The organism is Luteolibacter flavescens (assembly GCF_025950085.1).
Lineage (GTDB): Bacteria > Verrucomicrobiota > Verrucomicrobiia > Verrucomicrobiales > Akkermansiaceae > Haloferula > Haloferula flavescens.
This window is the reverse complement of record NZ_JAPDDS010000002.1, coordinates 96,749-117,560: the sequence shown is the minus strand read 5'-3', so window position 1 is coordinate 117,560 and position 20,812 is coordinate 96,749. Positions and strand designations below refer to the sequence as shown.

Below are 20,812 nucleotides of genomic sequence, written 5' to 3'. Positions count from 1 at the left end.
GCGGACTGTCCCGGGAAATCGGCCTAGAGCGACCGCTCAGTCCACCGGCACCTTCACCGGGAAGATCCCGTTCGGCGAGGTCTCGCGCTTCAGCACGTCGATGGCTTCCTTGATCAGTCCGGGTTGGCTGGCTGCAATGTCCTTGGACTCCGCGGGATCTGCCGCGAGGTCGAAGACCTGCCACGGGCCGGGCTTCTTCGTGTGGAGGTCGCGGCGGATCACCTTGTGGTCGCCGAGGCGCACGGCGACCTGGCCGCCGTATTCGGGGAAGACCCACAGCATCGGCTTGGTCCGCTTGACCGGGGCATCGCCCGTGAGGGTGGGCCAAAGGTCGATGCCGTCGAGATCGCCGGGCGCCTTCAGTCCCGCGGCGCTGCACAGCGTGGGGAACCAGTCGGGGAAATACCCGGGCGTGAGGTCTTCCGCGTCCGCCTTCACCTTCCCGGGCAGGCGCACGATGGTCGGCACGCGCAGCCCGCCCTCGTAGAGCGAGCCTTTCCTCCCGCGCAGTCCGCCGACGCTCCGGAAGAATTCCGTGTCCGCACCGCCCGCGTCGTGGGTCGCGCCATTGTCGGAGGTGAAGACGATTAGCGTCTCATCCAGCACGCCCGCCTGCTCCAGCGCCTCGCGTACCGCGCCGACGTGGCGGTCCAGGTCGCTGATCATCGTGGCATAGGCCGCGCGGGGGCGAGGGTGGGGGAGGTAGCCCTTTTCGCTGCGATAGGGTTCGCGGTCCCATTCCGCGGGATATTCATCCAGCCGGTCCTGCGGCGGATGCATCGCCACGTGCGGCTCGATGAAGGCGAGGTAGAGGAAGAAGGGCTTCGCCTTGTGCGAGGCGATGAATTCCCGCGTCTCCTTCACCATCAGGTCCGGCGCGTAGGCCTGGCCGATCCATTTGCCCGCGGTCACGTCACCCTCGGGCTGCTTCGCGTGGCCGGGGATGGGGGTGGGATTGATCTCCTCCTGCTTGTCATTCCGCCACAGGAAGCGCGGGTAGTAGGAGTGCGCGATGGACTGGCAATTGTAGCCGTAGAAAAGGTCGAAGCCGTGCTTGTTCGGGTCGCCGGTCGAGCCCGCGGGCCCGAGCCCCCACTTCCCGATCGCCCCGGTGGCGTAGCCCGCTTTCCGGAAGACGGACGCGATCGTGACCGCATCCGCCGAGATCGGGTGCTGGCCCTCGCTGAACTCGGGGAAGGAAACCTTCGCCGGCCGGTTGCCGCGGATCTCGGCGTGGCCGAGGTGCTTGCCCGTCATCAGCGTGCAGCGGGCCGGGGCGCACACCGGGGCACCGCTGTAGTGGCGGGTCAGCCTGGTGCCTTCCTTCGCCAGCCGGTCGAGGTTTGGCGTGTGGATCTTCTCCTGGCCGAAGCTGCCGAGCTCCCCGTAGCCGAGGTCGTCGGCGATGATGAAGACCACATTGAGGGCGGACGCCGGCAGGGTGCAGGCGAAGGCGGCAGCGATGAGAAGACCGGGGCGCATGGGGCCAGCGTGGGAGAGGCGGGTGCGGGTGTCTTTCCCGATTCGCGAGGCGTTTCCCTGATTTTGCGAAGCTGCTGCACCCGGGATCAGGATCCCGCCGGGTCGGTCGGGCGGCTCGGCGGTGCGTAGATCGGGCGGGGCAGGGCACCGGTGCCGGCGTCGCCTTTCGACTGCTGGTCGAGGATGGCGCGGGCCAGCGCGGCGGCCATCTTTTCCCGGTAGGCCGGGTCGGCGCACAGGCGGGCCTCGGCGGGATTGCTCAGGTAGCCGATCTCGGCGAGCACGCACGGGATGTCCGGATTCCGCGTCAGGCGCAGGCGGCGGCGGACCATGCCGCGGTTGCCGGACTCGGCGGGCGAGACGGAGGCCATGGCGCGCTGGATGCGGGTGGCCAGCCCGTGGCTGTCCACGCGCCAGTAGTAGGTCTCCGGGCCACGGACGCCGGCGCCGCTGGAGTTGTAGTGGAGGCTGAGGAGGATGGTATTGCCCTTCCCGCTGGCACGCGAGGCGCGGTCGTCCAGCTCGATGAAGCGGTCGTCGTCGCGCATCATTCGCACCTTCACCCGCCCGCCGAGGTGGCGCTTCAGCCGCTGGGCGGTATCCAGCGCCAGGTCCTTTTCCCGCTGGCCGGTGGTCCGGGAGATCGCCCCGGGGTCCTTCCCGCCGTGGCCGGCGTCGATGATCACGGTGTCAAAGCCCTGCGGCCCGGGGCGGTGGCCCCATTCGTCGGGGCGGCCATTGTTCGAGCCACTGGTGGAGGGGCCCGCGCAGGACGCGGCGAGCAAGCAGGCGAAGAGGGCGGCGAGACCGGATTTCACGCCGCGCAGCATCGGCGCACATCCGGTAGGACGCGATGAAAAAGGCGCGGTCGAAATTCGGGTTTGAAATTACACGACGGGATTCCAGCTTCCTGCGGTGTTCCAGATTGTCTTCAATGAGATCAGCGCGGCCGAGATTTCCCGTCTCGACACGCTCGAGCAGCTCGACCTGCTCGACGAGTTCAAGGTGACCGAAAAGGATCTGGAGAATCTGGACGGCGACCGCTTCGGCAAGATCGAGCGGGACGGCAAGACGCTCTATCGCTTCCGCGCAAAGGACTGGCGCTTCTACTTCGAGGTGCGGGACGGCCAGGTGATTGTCCACCGTGTGCTGCACAAGGGCACCCTGTCCGACTTCGCCTTCCGCTCGAAGATCCCGCTTCTGGAAGACGAGGAGCTGGCGAAGTCGAAGCACTTCTGGAAGCTCATCGACGAGGGCCGGGCCGCGCGCCGCCTCTGATCCTCTGAAAGTCGCGCATTTTTGTGCTTCCCGGCGGGTGAGGGCCCTTTCTTAGTCTGCCGACATATGAAGTGGGGTTTGTATGTCGTCCTGATTATCGGAGTCGTTTTCGCCTGGGGCAAGTTTGCCGCCGCCGGATCGAGGATCGAGGAGACCCAGAAGAAGTGGGAGGAAGTCCATAACAGCGGCGAGGACCCGGATCAGGCCAACAAGCTGAAGGGCGAGGTCCGTTCCGCGGAGAACGACCGCACCATGATGGGAGTCCTGCTCGCCTTCATGAGCACCGGCCTGATCGGCATCGTGGTGGTCGGGCACGTGCTGCCGATGCTGGCGCACCGCGTCACCCACGCCGTTTACGACAGCGGCGAGGAAGTCGAGGCGGATCCGATGCACGACGCCCGCTCGAAGGTGGCCCAGGGCGACTGGGAGGGAGCCATCGAGTGCTTCCGCCAGGCCGCCGCCGCAGAGCCGCTCAACCGCCTGCCATGGGTGGAAATTTCCAAGATCCAGCTCGAGCAGCTCGAGGACCCGCACGCCGCGGTCCAGACCCTGCGCCACGCCATCGAGGACCAGGAGTGGCAGGAAAACGACGCCGCCTACCTCATGTTCCGCCTTGCGGAAGTTTACGATACCAAGCTCGGAGACCGCGGCTCGGCGGCCACCACCATGCAGCAGGTGATGGAGCAATTCCCCGAGACGCGTCACTCGGCCAACGCCCGCCACAAGCTCCACGAGTGGGGCCTCGTCTGATGCCATGTCCGTGACGCTCCGCCACCCGGTGGAGCGCCACCCGCTGCTGTGGACCGCATTGCTCGCGGTCGCAGCCGTGGCGGTGGCCGATGGTCACGTGGTGGTGGGAGCGGGGATGGGGGTGGTCATCCTGGCCATCCTCCTCCATGTCCGGCGGACGGATGTCTTGTTCACGGCAGTCGCCTGCGCGGCGCTGGCTGGTGGACTTCACGCCAGCCGGGTGATCCCGCAGCGCGAGGCGCAGCGGATGGTGCAGGCCGCCGACGGGGTGCTGGCAAATGTCACGGCCAGGGTGGCGACCCAGCCGAAGGGGACGGGCGGAGGGTGGTCCGCCTTGGTGGAGATCGAAAGCGGGGGCCCTGCGGGGAAGGTGTGGTGGCTGGGATTTGGCCCGGCACCGGGAAAGGGGGCGCTGATCGGGGCGCGGGGACGTTTCCTGCCATTCCCCGTGCGGAGGAATCCCGGGGAATTCGACATGGCGGGCTGGCTCTTCCGTCAGGGAGCGTGGGGCAGGTTCGAGGCCAACGGGCTGGCGCGGACGCTGGAGCCGCCATCATGGCAGGAGCAGGCCGCCGCGCGGGCGCAGGCGTGGTTCCGCGACGCGGTCACGGCGGGGCTCGATCCGCTGGGGCAGGATGCCGCGGTGATCCGCGCGATGGTGCTGGGCGAGATGCCGCAGGACGAGGACGTGCTGATCGAGGCCTACCGGGCGAGCGGCACGCTCCATGTCTTCTCGGTGAGCGGCATGCACGTGGCGATGGTCGGGGTGATCGTCTGGTGGGTGCTGAAAATGTGCCGGGTGTCCCGACGCCCGGCGATCTTCGTGATTATCCTGGCGATGATTGGCTACGTCTGGATCACCGGCGCGAAGCCTCCCTCCGTGCGCTCGCTGGTCATGGCGGGAGTCGTGCTCGGGGCCTTCCTGCTGAGGCTGCGGCCAGATTTGCTGAATGCTCTGGGGCTGGCACTCGTCGCGGCATTGATCGGTGACGGACACCTGATCTTCCAAGTGGGCGTGCAGCTTTCCTTCGGCGTGGTGGCTGCCATCGGCATCGCCGCCGGGCTGCTGCGGAAGCACTTCGAGTGGATGGAAACGCGGGAGCCCTACTTGCCGAGGCAGCTCTATGGCTTCTGGCGAACGGTGTGGCTGCGCATCCGGCAGAAGTCCGCCTCGGCCATGGGCGCGTCCTCTGCGGCCAGCTTCGGCTCGCTGCCACTCACCTTCTGGCACTTCGGTTTTGCCTCCTGGGTCTCCATCCTGGCCAGCCCGCTGATCGGGATACCGGTCTTCGTGCTGATGGCGCTGGCGCTCGCCGCCACCGCGCTCGCCCCCTTTCCCGCCGTCCGCGAGCAGGTGAACCGCATCAATGGCCGCGTCGCCACCGTCTGCACGAAAATGGCCACCGCCTTCGCCGCCATCCCCGCGGGCAGCACGACGATCGCGCGCGGGCGACCGGGGGAAAACTTCCTCGTGATCTACGATACCGGCCATGGTGGCGGCTCAGCCTGCCTGCATGATGGCGGGACGTCCGTGCTCTTCGACACCGCGCATCGGGCAGGCTTTCGCCGCACCGTCCTGCCATCGCTGCGCTATATGGCCCTGCGCCCGCAGAGCGTGGTGCTGAGTCACCCGGATGCCGGGCACCTCGGCGGCACCGCGGAGGCCTTTGACGCGCTGCCCATCCGCCAGGTGCTGATGCCCGTCGAGCGTGCGCGAAGCCCCGTCTTCCGGGAAATCGAGGCGCTTTCCCAGGACCGCGGGGTCGTCACCACCGTCGGGCTGCCGCAGGTGCACTACCCCGTTTCATCGGACGCGTGGTTCGAGGTGATTCACCGGCCGGACGCTCACAACCAGAACGTGCTGGCCGACGAGCGGGTCATGGTCACGCGGCTGCACTGGCGGGGCTGGCGCGTGCTATTCACCAGCGATGCGGGGCTTGCCACCGAGCGGGCAATGCTGCGGGCGGGCGGGGATCTCCAGGCGGACGTCATCGTGGCGGGCCGGCATTCGCAGGATGACTCGCTCGGGGACGACTTCCTCGCGGCGGTGCAGCCGCGCGCGATCGTCGCCGGTCACGCCGATTTCCCCGAGGCGCAGCGCGTGCCGGAGGACTGGATGGCCGCCTGCGAGAGCCGCGGGATCCGCGTCTTCCATCAGGGACACACCGGAGCAGTGACACTGGTCGCGGAGGAAGACGGCTCGCTGGTCATCCGCGGCTTCCTCGATGGCGCGGAGCTGAGGCTACGCAGGTGAGGCGGATTTCCTCAGCCGCAGGCCCTGCAGGGTCTTGCCCTCGCTCTCCCAGAGGAGCTGGAAGTCCGTCTTCGGGTAGAAGAAGGCATCCTCCGGCCAGTCCAGCCGCTCGAACTTTCCGAAGGCCACCACCTTCTCCTCCGCCCACTCGAAGTACTCCGGGTGGTCCGTCTTGAAGAGGAACTCGCCGCCGGGCTCCAGCAGGTCCCAGATGGCCTGCAGGAAATCCTCCTGAATCAGCCGCCGCCGGTGGTGGCGCAGCTTCGGCCACGGGTCCGGACACAGCAGGTGCAGCCGGGAGACCGACTCGCGCGGCAGCAGCCACTCCGCCGTGTAGCGGCTCTCCAGCCGCAGCACACGGGCATTCTCCAGCCGCTGCTTGCCGATGCGCTTGCAGACCTTTCTCACCCGGCCGAGCAGGCGCTCCACGCCGATGAAGTCGCGCTCCGGATACTGCGCCGCCATTTCCAGCAGGAACTTCCCGTCGCCGCAGCCGAGGTCGATCTCCAGCGGCCGTCCCTCGCGGACGAGCTCGTGTTTCTCCAGCCGCCGGAAGTAGTCGGCGGGCACGAATTCCTGGGGCTCGGGGATGCGGGCAGGGCGCTGTGCTTCCATCGCGCAGTGTTTCCAGCCCGTCCCTCGCACGTTTTCAAGGCTTTCTTGGTGCTTGGAACTTCTTACTTCGCGCTTCTCCGCTCCGGGTTCCCGCTTGACGCTCTTTCCTGCCATTCCCTACCCTCCGCAACCGTGGCGCTGGCACCCATGCCGCCCCGGCTCTCCACCACCTAACCGCTTTCTCACCGCCGTGGACCTCAAGGAAATCCGCAAGATCGTCGAGCTCATGAACGAGCACGGGCTCACCCTCTTCGACATGTCGAAGGAGGGCTTCCACCTGAAGCTCCGCAAGGGTCAGGACCTTGAGTCGCTGCGCGGCCTCCTCGGCAGCCTGCCTGCCGCGGCCCCGGCCTACGCGCCCGCACCGGTCGCCGCAGCTCCCGTGGCTGGCCCTGCCGCTGCCACGCCGGCTGCTGCTCCCTCCGCCGATGGCGAGGCGATCACCTCGCCGATGGTCGGCACCTTTTACCGCAAGCCCGGCCCGGATTCTCCGAATTTCACGAATGTCGGCGACGTGATCAGCGAGGGCCAGACGCTCTGCATCATCGAGGCGATGAAGGTGATGAACGAGATCAAGGCCGAGAAGTCGGGCACGATCACCGCGATCCTCGTGGACGACGCCACGCCGGTGCAATTCGGCGACGCCCTCTTCCGCATCAAGTGACGGCTCCGCGATGGTAGATGGCGGATGGCAGATAGAAGCCGGTGCCGCCTTTGTCACCGGGCTCGTCCTAGGGATCTACCATCCACCATCTCCCATCCAGCATCTACCCACTCATCCATGTTCAAGCGCGTCCTGGTCGCCAACCGCGGTGAAATCGCCCTGCGCATCATCCGCGCCTGCCGCGAGCTCGGCGTCGAATCCGTCGCCGTCTACTCCGAGGCAGACGTCGATTCGATGCACGTCCACCTCGCCGACCACGCGGTCTGTATCGGGCCCGCGCCGAGCAAGGAGAGCTACCTGAAGCCCGACCGCATCATCGCCGCCGCCGAGATCACCGAGGCGGAAGCGATTCACCCCGGCTACGGCTTCCTCTCGGAAAACGCGCGCTTCGCCGAGATCTGCGAAAGCTGCAATCTCAAGTTCATCGGCCCGTCCGCGAAGGTCATCTCGACCATGGGCGACAAGGCCACCGCCCGCGCCACCGCGCTGGCAAACGGCGTGCCCGTCACCCCGGGCTCCGGCATTCTCACCGATGCGAAGCACGGTCTGGCCGAGGCGAAGCGCATCGGACTGCCCGTCATGATCAAGGCGACCGCCGGCGGTGGTGGCCGCGGCATGCGCCCGTGCTTCAAGGAGGAGGAATTCGAGTCCCTCTTCAAGGCGGCCTCCGGCGAAGCCCTCGCGGCTTTCGGCAATGGCGAATGCTATCTGGAGAAGCTGGTGCTGAATCCCCACCACGTGGAATTCCAGGTCATCGCCGACAGCCACGGGAATTTCATCCAGCTTGGCGAGCGCGACTGCTCCATGCAGCGCCGGAACCAGAAGATCATCGAGGAGTGCCCCTCCCCGCTGCTCGGCCCCGAGCTGCGCGCCCGCATGGCGGAGGCATCCGTGAATCTCATCAAGAACATCGGCTACGAGAACGCCGGCACCATCGAGTACCTCGTCGATGAGAAGGGTGAGAACTTCTACTTCATGGAGATGAACACCCGCATCCAGGTGGAGCATCCCGTGACGGAAGAGGTGATGGGCTGCGAGCTCATCAAGGAGCAGATCCGCATCGCCGCCGGCGAGCCGCTCTCCGGCCACGTCCTGAATGCATCCCCGCGCGGCCACTCCATCGAGTGCCGCATCAATGCCGAGGACCCCTTCAACAACTTCTGCCCCAGCCCCGGCAAGATCGACATGTGGTATGCCCCGGGCGGCAAGGGCGTGCGCGTGGACACCCACGTCTACTCCGGCTACTCCGTCCCGCCGAACTACGACTCGATGATCGCCAAGCTCATCGTGACCGGCGCCACCCGCGAGATCGCCATCGCCCGCATGAAGCGCGCGCTCGGCGAATTCATGATCCGCGGCATCAAGACGACGATCCCCTTCCAACAGGAGATCATCGACCATCCGGACTTCGCCAACGGCACCTACGACATCGGCTGGGTGGCCCGCTACCTCGAGGAGCGGAAGGGCTGAACCCATGCAGCGGATCCTGTGCAACGGAACGGCTGCGCCGGTCCGGTGATGGGCGCTCCGTCGTCATCCCATGAAGCTCTCCGGCCAGCTCTACGCCATCCTCGATCTCGGCTACGTCTCCGCGGAGAATGCGGAGACCGTCACCGGGGACCTTCTTGCCGGGGGTGCCGACTTGCTCCAGCTCCGGGCAAAGGGCCACGAGCCCGGGGAGATCGAGCGCCTTGCCCGCCTGCTCCTGCCGCTCTGCCGCGAGGCCGGCGTGCCCTTCATCGTGAATGACTACCCGGCCATCGCCGCTGCTGTCGGCGCGGATGGCATCCACATCGGCCAGGACGACGGCACACTCGCCGCCGTCCAGGAGATCGTCGGGCCGGACATGCTCGTCGGCCGCTCGACGCATTCGCCGGATCAAGCCCGCGCCGCCTTGGCCGAAGGCTTTGACTACATCGGCTTCGGCCCGCTTTTCCCGACACCCACCAAGCTCGGCCGTCCAGGCATCGGCATCGAAAATGTCGCTGCCGTCCAGGCCGAAGTCGGCTCGCAGATCCCCGTCTTCTGCATCGGCGGCATCAAGCGCGACAACCTCCCGCAAGTCCTCGAGGCCGGCGCGAGGAACGTGGTGATCGTTTCAGATCTGCTCACGGCTGAGGATGTCGTAGGGGCGACCGCCATGGTGAAGCGGGCGATCGCGGATTGCGGATTGCGGACTGTGGATTGAGAAGATGGCGGCGTGATGAATGCCGCGGAGTTCAAAGAACGCACGATGTTGTTCGGCCTCAGGGTCATCGATGTGGTCGATGCCCTCCCCAAGTCCACCAAGGGGAAGACCGTCGCCGGACAGCTTTGTCGCTCCGGCACGTCCGTCGGAGCCAATTACCGCGCCGCATGTCGTGCGAAGAGCAGCGCTGACTTCATCCACAAGATGGCCATTGTCGAAGAAGAGGCGGATGAGTCTGCTTACTGGCTTGAGGTGATCGTCCGCGCGAAACTCTTGCCTGCCAAGCGTTTGGAACCCTTGATCGCCGAGGCGAACGAGATCGTCGCCATGGTGATCTCTTCCATTACCACCGCCAAACGCAAACGCGCCTGACCCCACCCATCATGTCCGCCGAGAATCAATCCGAAGTCCGCAATCCGCAATCCTCAATCGTGGTCGGCGGCACCATCGCCATCGACAACGTCAAGACGCCCTTCGCCGACGAAACCAATCTCCTCGGTGGCTCCGCCGCCTACGCTGCCTTGGCCGCCTCCTTCTCCGGCGTGCCGGTCAATCTCGTCGGCATCGTCGGCAAGGATTTCCCCGCCCCGCACCTCGCGATGCTGGAGGGCCGCGGCATTTCCCTCGATGGCGTCGAGCGCTCGGAAGGCGACTCCTTCACCTGGTCCGGCGAGTATTTCAACAACATGAACGAGCGCACGACCCACCGCGTCGGCCTCAACGTGCTGGAGAGCTGGGAAGTGAAGGTCCCTGCCAGTGCCGCCTCGTCCGCCTTCGTCGTGCTGGCAAACATGTCGCCGGACAATCAGCTCCAGATGCTCTCGCAGTGCCAAGCGGCCGACCGCTTCGTCATCGCCGACACCATGGACCTGTGGATCGAGATCGCAAACGACCGCCTCCACGATGTCCTGAAGCAGCTCGACCTCTTCGTCATCAATGACAGCGAGGCCCGCGAGTTCACCCGCACGTCGAATCTCCTCCAGGCCGGTCGCCAGCTCCTTGCCAAGGGCCCGCGCCACGTCGTCATCAAGCTCGGTGAATACGGCGCGATGCTCTTCTCGAACGAGGGCGGCCAGGAACAATTCTTCCGCAGCCACGCCTACCCGATCGAGGAACTCACCGACCCGACCGGGGCCGGCGACTGCTTCCTCGGCGGCCTCGCCGGCTATCTGGCGGCCAAGGGCTCCACCAAGCCAGACTTCGATACCCTGCGCCAGGCGGTCGTCTACGGCTCCGTGGTCGCCTCCTTCACCTGCGAGTCCTTCTCGACCCGCGGCCTCGAAGCACTCGACGCCGCAGGTCTCCAAGCCCGCATGGACCGCTTCCGCGCCGTCACCACTTGGTGAGGACGTTCGCGGCGGTCTTCACGGACTCCTGCGCCGAAATTCCCCCTTGGCAGATTCTCAGATCGCGTTGTCCCTCAAAAGCGGGACAACGCGATTTTTCGTACCGCACTTATTGATACGGAAACCACGATAATCGGTCGATCTGGTGACGGAATTGGAAAAAATCTGGAGCTTCTCCTTGGTGACAGATGGCCCTTCCGCGCATTTACCGGGCCAATCCCGATTTTCGCATTAGCCAGGCAGTATTAGGGGGCTTCGCAACATGCTGATTTTAAATAATCAAAGTAGCATCTCAAAACTTTCTTGCCTTGCCCGAGTAAACGACGATGAATGTCACTGATGAGGATAAATCAGCCGGATAACCGTGCCCGATGACGAATGCGTCACGGCTGTCCACCGCTTTTTTCCTCGACGGAACCGAAAATCAGACCTAAACCCAGACTCGTCATGAAACCAATCATTCCCTTCGCGCTTCTCGGAGCGCTTCTCGCTGTCGGGGCAGTGAATGCTGCCGAAACCACCCCGGTGGGTTACGAGACTCTCTCGCTTGCTCCTGGCTTCAATTACACCGGCCTTCGTCTCCAGCAGCCGGTGGTGCATGCTGGCACCTTCGAAACCATCACAGCGAACTCTGTCACCGACACAGGTGCCACTTTCGCGCTGACGGCCACGAAGACCTACATCATCGAGATCAACAACGGTTCCGGTATCCTCACCGACGTCCTGGGTAGCGCCGTTTCTGGCAGCACGATCAATACCACCGACAACCTTCTCGCTGCAGGCGTCGCCAATGGTGCTTCTTACTCCATCCGTGAAGCTGCGACGTTGACCAGCATCTTCGGAGCTACCAATTCTGCCGGACTTACCGGTGGTTTCGGCGGTATCAGCGGTGCTGATGTCATCTTCGTGTCGAATGGCAGCGGCGGCTTCAACCAATACTACTACGACGATCTCGAAGGTAGCTGGGCAGACGTCAATGGTGCTGCAGTGAATGGCGCTTCTGTGCCGATCATCTACACCGATAGCTTGATCGTTTCTGCAACCGCTCCAGTCAATCTGGTGGTGTCGGGAGAAGTCAAGCTTACCCCGACCGCAACTGTGACAAGCAGCGGTTTCAACTACATCAGCTCCGTCTATCCTGCTGGTGCGACTCTTAGTTCGACCTTCGATGCTGCGATTCCCCAATTGGATCGTGGTTTCGGAAGTATCGCTGGAGCTGACGTTTTCTTCGTCGCGAATGGTACCGGCGGATACAATCAATACTACTACGACGACTTGGAAACGAGCTGGGCGGATGTCAATGGAGTCGCAGTGAATGGTGCTTCCATCAGTCTGGACAGTGGCGTGATTTTCTCCAATGAAAACACCCCGCTTTCTCTGAAGCTTTCGGCGCCGAGCTTCTACGGCGATTTGTAATAATAATAAATTCCCCTAAAAAAGCATGAAAATTAATGCGCTATTGTTTGCCTCCGTAGGCTTGATTTCGAGTTCCTTCGCGGCTTCCACACTGAACCTCCGGAACTTCTCAGGCGTCTCCGTTGGCTTGCCGATCGTCAACTCAGAAGGTGCTGCTGTGGCAGTAAACAGCTTCCACGCGAATGCAGGTTACTTCAACACGACGATCAACTGGAGCACCGCTACTGCAGAAATCATCAAGTCGGCATTTGTCGGTATCGACACTTCTCCGATCAATGGTGGAACCCGCAGCGGTTTGTTCACGGGACAGACTTTCAACGGAACCCTGCCTGCTGGTTTCGCGGGATCGCAGGCTTACGTTGTGATCGCAAACAATGCTGATTTCAGCTTGGCAACGCACTTTGCGGTCGTCGCCGCTAACGTTGCATTCACCGGTCCTGACGGCTTCGGTAACAGCGCGCAGACTCTCGATGCTCTTTCCGCTGCAAACGTCGTTTTCGGAACTGTCCGACAAGTGACAACACAACCGGACAACCTGGCGAATGCAGCCTTCGTTTCCGGTGTCGAAATGATCACCGCCGTTCCTGAGCCTTCGATCGCTCTGCTTGGTGCTCTCGGAGTCTTCGGCTTGGTTCGCCGTCGCCGCTAATATAGACTTCTTGTTTCCAATTTTAGAGCCGAGCTGTTAATTCAGCTCGGCTCTTTTATTTTTCGAATGATCGTTTGTTCAATGGAATGTCTTTAGCGTTGTTGGGGCATTGATGATTCCCATCAACTGAAATGAGTTTCTGAAGTTTGGACTCAGCGCTGGATTTTGGTATATGATATTATTGAATATGCTGTGGTCTTGGATTATTTAGAGTGTGAATCATAATGATTCCGTCTGCTCCTTTTGTTGCTGAAACGGTTTGGAAATTTATCTATTTCGGTTCGCGTTGGTAGTGAATATCGTCTTCCTGGGCGAAGACCATTCTCCTCTGGCTGTGTAGTTGTTTGCAGAGCTTTCGACTTGGCCAAAACCTGTGCGTTCATCAGATTCTGGTTAGTCAGCCCAGCATGATGAGAGCATCGTATTTGAGTTTATTTTTGGTGATCGGAGCGCATGCCCAAGTCCCGGACTGGGAGAATCCGGCGGTTTTCCGAGTGAACAAGGAAGCTCCGCGGGCGACTTCGATGCCTTTCCCGGACCGCGCGATGGCGTTGGCGAAGCCGCGGAAGGAGTCTCCGTGGTGCCAATTGCTGAATGGCCCTTGGAAATTCCATCATGTGGGGAGCCCGGATGCTCGGCCGGTGGACTTCTACAAGCCCAGGTTCGACGTATCCGGATGGAAAGAGATCCCGGTGCCTTCGAATTGGCAGATGCATGGCCATGGGGTGCCGATTTACACGAACTCGGAGTATCCCTTTGCTGCGAAGCCGCCGACGGTGATGGGCGAGCCGCCGGCACATTTTACCAATTTCCCCGCTGATCAGCGGAATCCCGTCGGCTCCTATCGTCGCTCTTTCACGGTGCCTCCGGAATGGAACGGGCAGCCGGTCCACATCGTGTTCCAAGGAGTGGACTCCGCCTTCTACCTGTGGATCAATGGTGAGAAGGTCGGTTACTCCGAGGATTCCCGCACGCCCGCCGAGTTTGACGTCACGAAGTATTTGAAGGACGGCGAAAATGTGGTGGCCGTCGAGGTCTATCAGCACAGCGACGGCTCCTACCTGGAGGATCAGGACATGTGGCGGATGAGCGGGATCTTCCGCGACGTCTATCTGTGGACTTCTCCCACGCTCGATGTGCGGGATCACTGGCTCCAGGCCGGCCTGACGTCGGACTATCGCCAGGGCACCGTGAAGTTCTCCGCGACCGTGGCCAATGAGGGCGAAACCGCGGGTTTGGCAAAGGTGAAGCTGGAGATCCTTCAGCCCGACGGAGCGGCCTCACTCTATACCGGCGAGTCGGAAGTGAAGGTGGAAGCAGGTGCCAGCGGGGAAGTGGCCATCGACGGCGGGGTGCTGGATGGCATCACGGGATGGTCGGCGGAAGCGCCCACGCTCTACCCCTATGTCATCACGATCTCGGATGAGACGGGCAAGCCTCTGGCGCACTACGCGGGCAAGACCGGCTTCCGGCACAATGAGGTGAAGAACGGGCAGTTCCTGCACAATGGAAAGCCGATCCTCTTCAAGGGCGTGAATCGCCATGATCACAATCCCCGCAATGGCCACTACGTCACCGAGGCGGACATCGAGGCGGACCTGCTCCAGATGAAGCGGACGAACATCAACGCGATCCGCTGTTCGCACTACCCGAATGATCCCGCCTTCTACGAGCTGGCGGACAAGCTCGGCTTCTATGTGATCGATGAGGCCAATATCGAATCGCACGGCATGGGCTGGGGCCCGGATGCCAATCCGCTTGCGAAGGATCCCGCATGGGGCCCAGCGCACATGGACCGGATGCAGAACTGCCTTGAGCGGGACAAGAATCACCCGTCCATCGTGATGTGGTCGATGGGCAATGAGTCCGGCGATGGCATCAATTTCCAGGAGATGTCCAAGTGGATCAAGCAGCGCGATCCCTCCCGCCCGGTCCACTACGAGCAGGCGCAGCAGCGGGCACATGTGGATATCTTCGCCCCGATGTACGCCTCCATCCAGAGCTGTCTGGAGTACTGCAGGGCAGAGGAGAAGAAGCCCTTGGAATCACAGCGCCCGCTCATCCAGTGCGAGTACAACCATGCGATGGGGAACAGCTCCGGCAATCTGGCGGAGTATTGGGAGATTTATCGGAAGGAGCGCCTCCTTCAGGGCGGCTTCATTTGGGACTGGAAGGATCAGGGGATCTTCAAGCGGATCCATGGCTTGGACACCGTGGAAGATCGCTCGGGTAAAGGCCACAAGTCCCTACTCTACGGATCGCTCTCCGCGACGGAGGGGCTATATGGCGGTGGCGTGGTATTCGAAGAGTCTGCGGACCTCGATCTCGCCGAGAGCGTCACCCTGATCGTGGAAGCCCGCGGAAACTTCGGCGGAGCCAGCTCGCAGGGCGGTGGTGACAACAACCGCAACGAGTCGGATGGCTACCCGATGATCTCGAAGGGCGACAGCTCCTACATGCTCAAGGTGAACGCCGACGCGACCAAGGCGGAGTTCTTCGTTTTCATCGCTGATAAATGGGAGGCGGTCTTCGCGGATCTTCCGGACGGCTGGCGCTCGTCCTTCCACACGATCGCCGGATCGTATGATGGCAAGCAGCTTGCGCTTTTCATCAATGGCAAACAGGCGGCGGCACGTCCGTGCAGCGGCCCGATCACAGTCAATCAATGGCCGGTGGCAATCGGCTTGGACACGGAGAAGCCGGATCGGAAATTCGATGGCTCCATCCGCCGCGCGGCGATCTACGGTCGTGCGCTGGGCGAGTCCGAGATCGGGTTCGATGCACCGGAGGCGCTGGTTTCCCTCGACTTCGTTCAGGATGCCGCGAAGCCCGCCACTGCTCCTGCCTTTGTCTATGGTGGGGACTTCAATGATCGGCCGAACCAGAAGTCATTCTCTTTGAATGGTATCGTTCTTCCGACCGGGCAGCCGGGCACGCAATTCGAGGAGGTGAAGAAGGCCCTGCAGGACATCCACGTGTCCGGCGTCGATTTGGCCACGCCGAACCTGAAGGTCTCTATCACCAACGAACGGTCTTTCACCAGCACGCGGGACATCGCCGGATCGTGGAGGGTGCTGAAGGACGGAGTCCAGGCCGCCGCCGGAAAGCTCAGCTTGCCAGAGATCGCGCCGGGTGCGTCGGTGGAAGTCCCCATTCCCACCGGCGTCGCACCAGAGCCGGGCTCGGAATACACGATCCGTTTCCGCTTCGATCAGAATCAGGCGACCGAGTGGCATCCCGCCGGTATGCCGGTGGCTTGGGATGAGCTAGCGCTGCCATGGAGCAAGCGCACGCCGCCGGCACCCTCGGCTGCCGACGGTCTGGCGAAGATCGAGGACGGTGCCGACCGAGTCACCCTGAGCGGTGGCAAGGCCGTCGCGGTGATCGACAAGAAGTCCGGAGTCCTCGTTTCCTGGAAGCAAGAGGACAAGGAACTCCTGTTGGCTCCCCTTCATCTGAATTTCTGGCGTCCGCCGACGAACAATGACGAGGGCGCGAAGCTCCCGCGGCAGCTCGCCGTGTGGCGTCGGGCCGGGATCGATGCCACCGCCACCTCCGTCGAAGCGAGGCAGGAGGGGGCTGACGCGGTCGCCTTGTCAAAGCTGGCGATACCCGCAGGCGAAAGCCAGGCGGAGATCGAGTGGCGCATGCATGCGTCGGGGCAGCTTTCGGTGGCGGTGAAATTCACCCCGCAGGGTCAGCTTCCGATGATCCCGAGGATCGGCATGCAGTGCGAGATGCCGGTGGCGATCGACCGTCTTAGCTGGTTGGGCAAGGGTCCCCACGAGAACTACGCGGACCGCCGGGAGGGTGCCTGGACCTCGGTTCATTCGGGGACCATCTCACAACTCTTCAACCGGTATCTGGATCCGCAGGAGAGCGGAAACCGCGGTGAAGTCCGCTGGGCTCGTTTCCTCCCTGCTTCCGGCGGTGCGGGCTTCAAGGTGGATGCGACGGGTGAATCCCTCCTTTCAATTTCCGCCTACCCGGTGTCGCAAGATGTCCTGGAACTCGCCCGCCACGGTGCCGACATCCGTGCGACCGACTCGATCCACGTGAATATCGACCACCGCCAGATGGGGCTCGGCGGCACGAATTCCTGGGGTGAGCTGCCGTTGGAGAAGTATCGCATTCCGGCAGAGGGAGTTTACGAGTGGTCGTTCCTTCTCACACTTGAGACGGCACCGATGCCGCGCCGTCCGGCGGGTGTGCCAGGCCTGCCGCCGGAGTTGCTGCCGCCAGGCATCCCCCAGCAGCCGACACCGCCTCCCGGCGGGTGATCATGTCCGGGTCGAGGACCGCGAGGCGAAAGCTGGTGTGAGCCGTCTGGATCACCTAGCTTCCGCCATCTCATGAATCTGTTCCGCGCTTGCTCTGGGTTGCTGTTGCTTCTGGCCGCTCCTGCGGCGATGGGGGTCGAGGCGAGCTGGGAGCATCAGCTTGCCCGGCGGTTTTCGCCGCGATGGGCAGCGATCGGGAAGGAAGCGGGTGAGATCCGCGAGGAACTGCCGCGGCTGCCCGCCGTGCCGGTGGCGGACCAAGGGGGCACAGGAGGCTTCGCGAGCCTGCACCCGGCGGCGGAGCCTGCTGCCGCGGGAGGCTTCTCGCTGGTGCTGGATTTCCCGGAGGCAAAGCCGGTGGACCTGGTGGCGCTCGTTCCAGCGCGACGATACGGGGTGGAGGGTCTAGAGTCGCAGTTCGGTCTGCCGGATGGATTTTCCGTGGAGCTGCTGGATGCGTCAGGCGCGGTCATCCGGTCCGTGGTGAGGGAGGATGGCCTGTGGGCAAATCCCGTGCGGGCAGGGCAACCTTTCGTTTACCCCGTGGACCCGCCCGTCGAGGCGGCGGGTGTGCGGATCTCGGCGAGCCGCTTGAGATTGGACCCGGATGTCTCCGACAGCTACGTCCACGCTTGGGCCGAGATCTTCGCCTTTTCCGGCCAGCAGAATGTCGCCTACCAGTCCACGGTGACCGCTGCGGGGGGCTCGGCACCTGCGGCACCCTGGCAGTGGGCAAATGCCTTCGTCGTGGACGGTCTGACGCCGCTCGGGCTGCCGGAGGCCCCGGGCGAGCCGCACATGAATGTCGGCTGGATGTCCGAGGGGAAGCCGAAGGCAAGCGATGCCGTGTGGGTGGAGCTGGATCTGGGAGAGGAGCGGGACTTCGATGCCATCCGCCTGTTCCCGGCGAAGCGGCCCACCTCGGATCTACCGAGTGGCTTCGGCTTCCCGCGGAAGTTCACGGTCTCCATCCCGCAGCCGGGCGGCTCTCCGGTCAAAAAGGAAGTGGAAATGACGAATCCGGGCCACAATCCGGTCTTCGTGCCGCTGGAGCGCACGCGAGGCCGCAGCGTGAAGATCGAGGCGACCGAACTCTGGAAGGCGTATGAGAATTTCCCGGCCTTCGTCGCCCTCAGCGAGGTCGAGGTGCTGGATGGCGAGAAGAATGTCGCTCTCGGAGCCGCGGTGCGGTCCTCCGGAGGGATGGGCGCGGTGGTCGGCTCGGGGGTGCAGTATTGGATCGCCTCCAGCCTCAGCGACGGCTACGGCCCGGATGGCAAACTCGTCTCCCAGCGCGAATGGCTGCTGGCACTCGACAAGCGGCTGGGCCTGGAGATGCGCCTGTATCAGCTCCAGCGCGAGTCGGAGATGATCGTCGCGAAGTGGCGGCGCGCGGGCTTGGCGGGCGTCTCCCTGCTCGGTCTGGCGGGGGCCTTCGTCCTCGTCTATCTGCCGATCCGCTATCGCATGAGGGAAAAGAGGGAGCTCTCCCGCGTCCGCGAGCGCATCGCCGGGGACCTGCATGACGAGGTGGGCAGCAATCTCGGGAGTATCCAGATGCTGGCGGACCTCGCCGAGGGGCATGCCGGGGCGACGGGGCCGACGAGGGAGCTGAAGCGTATCCAGCGGATCGCCGCGGAGACGGTCAGCGCGGTGCGGGATATCGTTTGGCTGTTGCGGCCGCAGGGCGACCACCGCATCGGGACGGTGGAGCATTTGCGCGAGACCAGCTCGATCATGCTGGAGCCGCTGGAGTGGGAATTCACCGCGAACGAGGCGGCTTGGCAGTGCGAGATGACGGACGAGGCGAACCGCCACCTGTTCCTCTTCTTCCGCGAGGCGCTGCACAATCTCCTGCGGCACTCGGGTGCCAAGCGGGCGACGATCCGTGTGGAGTGCGATGATGCGCGCTTTCACCTGACCGTGGCGGACGATGGCAGCGGCATCCCGCCGGAGAAGCTGGCGCGGCCGTCCACGCTGCGGGCGCTGCGGCAGCGGGTGGAGGCGCTGGGTGCGGAGTTCAAGGTGGAGAGCCAGCCGGGAGAGGGCACGCGCCTGGAGCTCGGCATCCCGTTGCACGCGAAGCGGAAGAAAAAGCAGCCTGCCGGGGGGAAGCCCGGCATTGCCTCCGCCTGATCCCGAGCGTTCAATGCTCCCGTGGCTGCCAGCAAATCCGACGAATCCAAGCCGATCCGACTGATCCTCATCGAGGACCACGCCGACTTCCGCGAGTCGGTGTCGATGGTGCTCACCGAGCGCGGCTACGACTGCGTCGGCGAGTTTTCCACGATGGAGGACGCCATCGAGGCGATCCGTGGCGGTCTCGATGCGGATCTGGTGCTGTCGGACCTCGGCCTGCCGGGTATGAGCGGGGTGGACGGCATCAAGAAGGTCCGCGAGCTGCTGCCGCGAGTGCAGGTGCTGGTGCTCACCGCCTTCACGGACAAGGCAAAGGTCTTCGCCGCGCTGGAGGCCGGCGCGCATGGCTATCTGGTGAAAGCGGGCAGCGCCACGCGGCTCATCGCCACCCTCGAGGAGGTGCTGGCCGGTGGGACGCCGCTGGACCCGAAGATCGCCGGCATGATCCTCCAGACCTTCCGCCAGCTCAGTCCGATCCAGGGCGGTGAGACGCTTTCCGCCCGCGAGGCCGAGGTGCTCCAGCTTTCCGCGAAGGGCCTGACCCGGCAGGAAGTCGCTGACCAGCTCGGTCTTAGCCAGCATTCGGTGACGGAGTACATCAAGCGCTGCTTCGACAAGCTCCACGTGCGGAACCTGCCCGCCGCGGTCAGCGAGGCGATCCGTCGCGGCCTGCTCGACCTGTCCTGATCGTGTCCCAAATCTTGGGGACATGACAAACCGGTCGATTTCAGGCAGGGTCTTCACATCCGAAGGGGCTCCGGCCTCCGGGGATGAAAAATTTCATGACGAAATTTATTGGGGCCGCGTGAGTGCGCGGCCCCTTTTCTTTTGCCCGGATGCCCGGATCGGGTGGCCAGAGCGGGCCATGAGCGTGTCCCAAATCTTGGGGACATGACAGGCCCGGCGTTTTCTGGCAGCTTCTACTCATCCGAAGGGGCTCCGGCCCTCAGGGAATGAAAATTTCATGACGAAATTCATTGGGGCTGCGTGAGTGCGCGGCCCCTTTTCGTGTACGGGTGGCGGCATCGCACGAATGTCCGTTTCGGTTGATGAAACGCAGGGGCAATTGCGGTAACGGGGAGGCATGAAGCGCTTGCTCCACCTGCTGCTGTTCCTTCCGCTGATCGCTTTCGCCACGCCCGATCCGAATCCGGACCGCTTTGCCAAGGAGATCGCGGCCTTTGATGCGGCGGACGAGAAGGCTCCGTTTGAGAAAGGCGGCATCGTTTTCACCGGCAGTTCCAGCATCCGGCTCATGGACTTGGGCAAGGTCTTCCCCGGCCTGAAGGCGTTGAACCGCGGCTTCGGCGGCGCGCACATCTCCGAGGTGAATCACTACCTCGACCGCTGCGTGCTGCGCTACGAGCCCTCGCTGGTCGTCTTCTACTGCGGGGGAAATGACCTGTGGGACAAGAAATCGCCCGAGCAGGTGGAGGAGGATTTCACGGAGTTCCGCCGCCGTTTGTTCGAAAAGGTCCCGGAGGCTAAGCTGATCATCATGGGCGTGCGGCCCAGCCCCTCGCGCGTATCGATCCGCGACAAGGAAGCGGACATGAATGCGCGCTTCAAGAAGACGGCCGAGGCGGACAAGCGCATCACCTACGTCGCCGGATCCTGGGACCGCTTCCTGGACAAGGACGGCAAGACGATCCCGGAGCTTTTCGTGGAAGACGGCCTGCACATGAGCGATGCGGGCTATGCGGTGTGGCGGGAGCTGCTGCTGCCGCTGCTGCCAAAGCATTGAGGAGGTG

17 protein-coding genes are annotated in these 20,812 nt (G+C 63.7%); 14 read left to right on the top strand and 3 right to left on the bottom strand.

The window, feature by feature from the left end; genetic code table 11:
- Positions 1 to 36 precede the first annotated feature (36 nt).
- A complete protein-coding gene (locus tag OKA04_RS03980; protein ID WP_264499833.1) occupies positions 37 to 1,482 on the bottom strand; it encodes an arylsulfatase in 1,446 nt (481 codons plus the stop codon).
- A gap of 86 nt (positions 1,483 to 1,568) precedes the next feature.
- Entirely contained in the window at positions 1,569 to 2,300 is a 732-nt protein-coding gene (locus tag OKA04_RS03975) for an N-acetylmuramoyl-L-alanine amidase family protein (RefSeq protein ID WP_264499832.1), read from the bottom strand.
- A gap of 97 nt (positions 2,301 to 2,397) precedes the next feature.
- Here OKA04_RS03975 and OKA04_RS03970 point away from each other — a divergent pair, with 97 nt between their 5' ends.
- From OKA04_RS03970 to OKA04_RS03960, 3 genes are all read left to right on the top strand, one after another.
- Positions 2,398 to 2,760, top strand: coding sequence for a hypothetical protein (locus tag OKA04_RS03970; protein WP_264499831.1), 363 nt, complete (start codon positions 2,398 to 2,400; stop codon positions 2,758 to 2,760).
- A gap of 66 nt (positions 2,761 to 2,826) precedes the next feature.
- Positions 2,827 to 3,510, top strand: a complete 684-nt coding sequence (locus tag OKA04_RS03965; RefSeq protein WP_264499830.1) for a tetratricopeptide repeat protein — start codon at positions 2,827 to 2,829, stop codon at positions 3,508 to 3,510.
- Between the two features lie 4 nt (positions 3,511 to 3,514).
- Positions 3,515 to 5,764 (top strand): ComEC/Rec2 family competence protein, encoded by a 2,250-nt coding sequence (locus tag OKA04_RS03960; protein WP_264499829.1) that lies wholly within the window; start codon positions 3,515 to 3,517, stop codon positions 5,762 to 5,764.
- Here the strand turns inward: OKA04_RS03960 and trmB are convergent.
- A complete protein-coding gene (gene trmB, locus OKA04_RS03955) occupies positions 5,753 to 6,379 on the bottom strand; it encodes a tRNA (guanosine(46)-N7)-methyltransferase TrmB (RefSeq protein WP_264499828.1) in 627 nt (208 codons plus the stop codon). The genes OKA04_RS03960 and trmB overlap by 12 nt on opposite strands.
- Positions 6,380 to 6,569: 190 nt before the next feature.
- Here trmB and accB point away from each other — a divergent pair, with 190 nt between their 5' ends.
- From accB to OKA04_RS03900, 11 genes are all read left to right on the top strand, one after another.
- Positions 6,570 to 7,043: an acetyl-CoA carboxylase biotin carboxyl carrier protein gene (gene accB / locus OKA04_RS03950; protein ID WP_264499827.1), complete on the top strand. Its 474-nt coding sequence runs from the start codon at positions 6,570 to 6,572 to the stop codon at positions 7,041 to 7,043.
- Positions 7,044 to 7,160: 117 nt separating this feature from the next.
- Positions 7,161 to 8,513 (top strand): acetyl-CoA carboxylase biotin carboxylase subunit, encoded by a 1,353-nt coding sequence (accC, locus tag OKA04_RS03945; protein WP_264499826.1) that lies wholly within the window; start codon positions 7,161 to 7,163, stop codon positions 8,511 to 8,513.
- A gap of 70 nt (positions 8,514 to 8,583) precedes the next feature.
- Positions 8,584 to 9,231 carry a thiamine phosphate synthase gene (gene thiE, locus OKA04_RS03940; protein ID WP_264499825.1) on the top strand — a complete coding sequence of 216 codons (648 nt, stop codon included), beginning with the start codon at positions 8,584 to 8,586 and terminating at the stop codon, positions 9,229 to 9,231.
- 15 nt (positions 9,232 to 9,246) lie between these two features.
- The gene (locus OKA04_RS03935) at positions 9,247 to 9,603 is read left to right on the top strand and encodes a four helix bundle protein (RefSeq protein ID WP_264500184.1); all 357 of its coding nucleotides are present in this window, start codon (positions 9,247 to 9,249) and stop codon (positions 9,601 to 9,603) included.
- A gap of 11 nt (positions 9,604 to 9,614) precedes the next feature.
- Complete coding sequence (locus OKA04_RS03930; RefSeq protein ID WP_264499824.1) at positions 9,615 to 10,577, top strand: PfkB family carbohydrate kinase; 963 nt, start codon at positions 9,615 to 9,617, stop codon at positions 10,575 to 10,577.
- A gap of 447 nt (positions 10,578 to 11,024) precedes the next feature.
- A complete protein-coding gene (locus OKA04_RS03925) occupies positions 11,025 to 11,993 on the top strand; it encodes a hypothetical protein (protein ID WP_264499823.1) in 969 nt (322 codons plus the stop codon).
- A 25-nt stretch (positions 11,994 to 12,018) separates the two neighbouring features.
- Positions 12,019 to 12,642, top strand: coding sequence for a PEP-CTERM sorting domain-containing protein (locus OKA04_RS03920; protein ID WP_264499822.1), 624 nt, complete (start codon positions 12,019 to 12,021; stop codon positions 12,640 to 12,642).
- A 494-nt stretch (positions 12,643 to 13,136) separates the two neighbouring features.
- The gene (locus tag OKA04_RS03915; protein WP_264499821.1) at positions 13,137 to 16,922 is read left to right on the top strand and encodes a glycoside hydrolase family 2 TIM barrel-domain containing protein; all 3,786 of its coding nucleotides are present in this window, start codon (positions 13,137 to 13,139) and stop codon (positions 16,920 to 16,922) included.
- Positions 16,923 to 16,994: 72 nt separating this feature from the next.
- The gene (locus OKA04_RS03910) at positions 16,995 to 19,058 is read left to right on the top strand and encodes an ATP-binding protein (RefSeq protein ID WP_264499820.1); all 2,064 of its coding nucleotides are present in this window, start codon (positions 16,995 to 16,997) and stop codon (positions 19,056 to 19,058) included.
- Between the two features lie 21 nt (positions 19,059 to 19,079).
- A complete protein-coding gene (locus OKA04_RS03905; protein WP_264499819.1) occupies positions 19,080 to 19,748 on the top strand; it encodes a response regulator transcription factor in 669 nt (222 codons plus the stop codon).
- A gap of 397 nt (positions 19,749 to 20,145) precedes the next feature.
- Entirely contained in the window at positions 20,146 to 20,805 is a 660-nt protein-coding gene (locus OKA04_RS03900; RefSeq protein ID WP_264499818.1) for a GDSL-type esterase/lipase family protein, read from the top strand.
- Positions 20,806 to 20,812 lie beyond the last annotated feature (7 nt).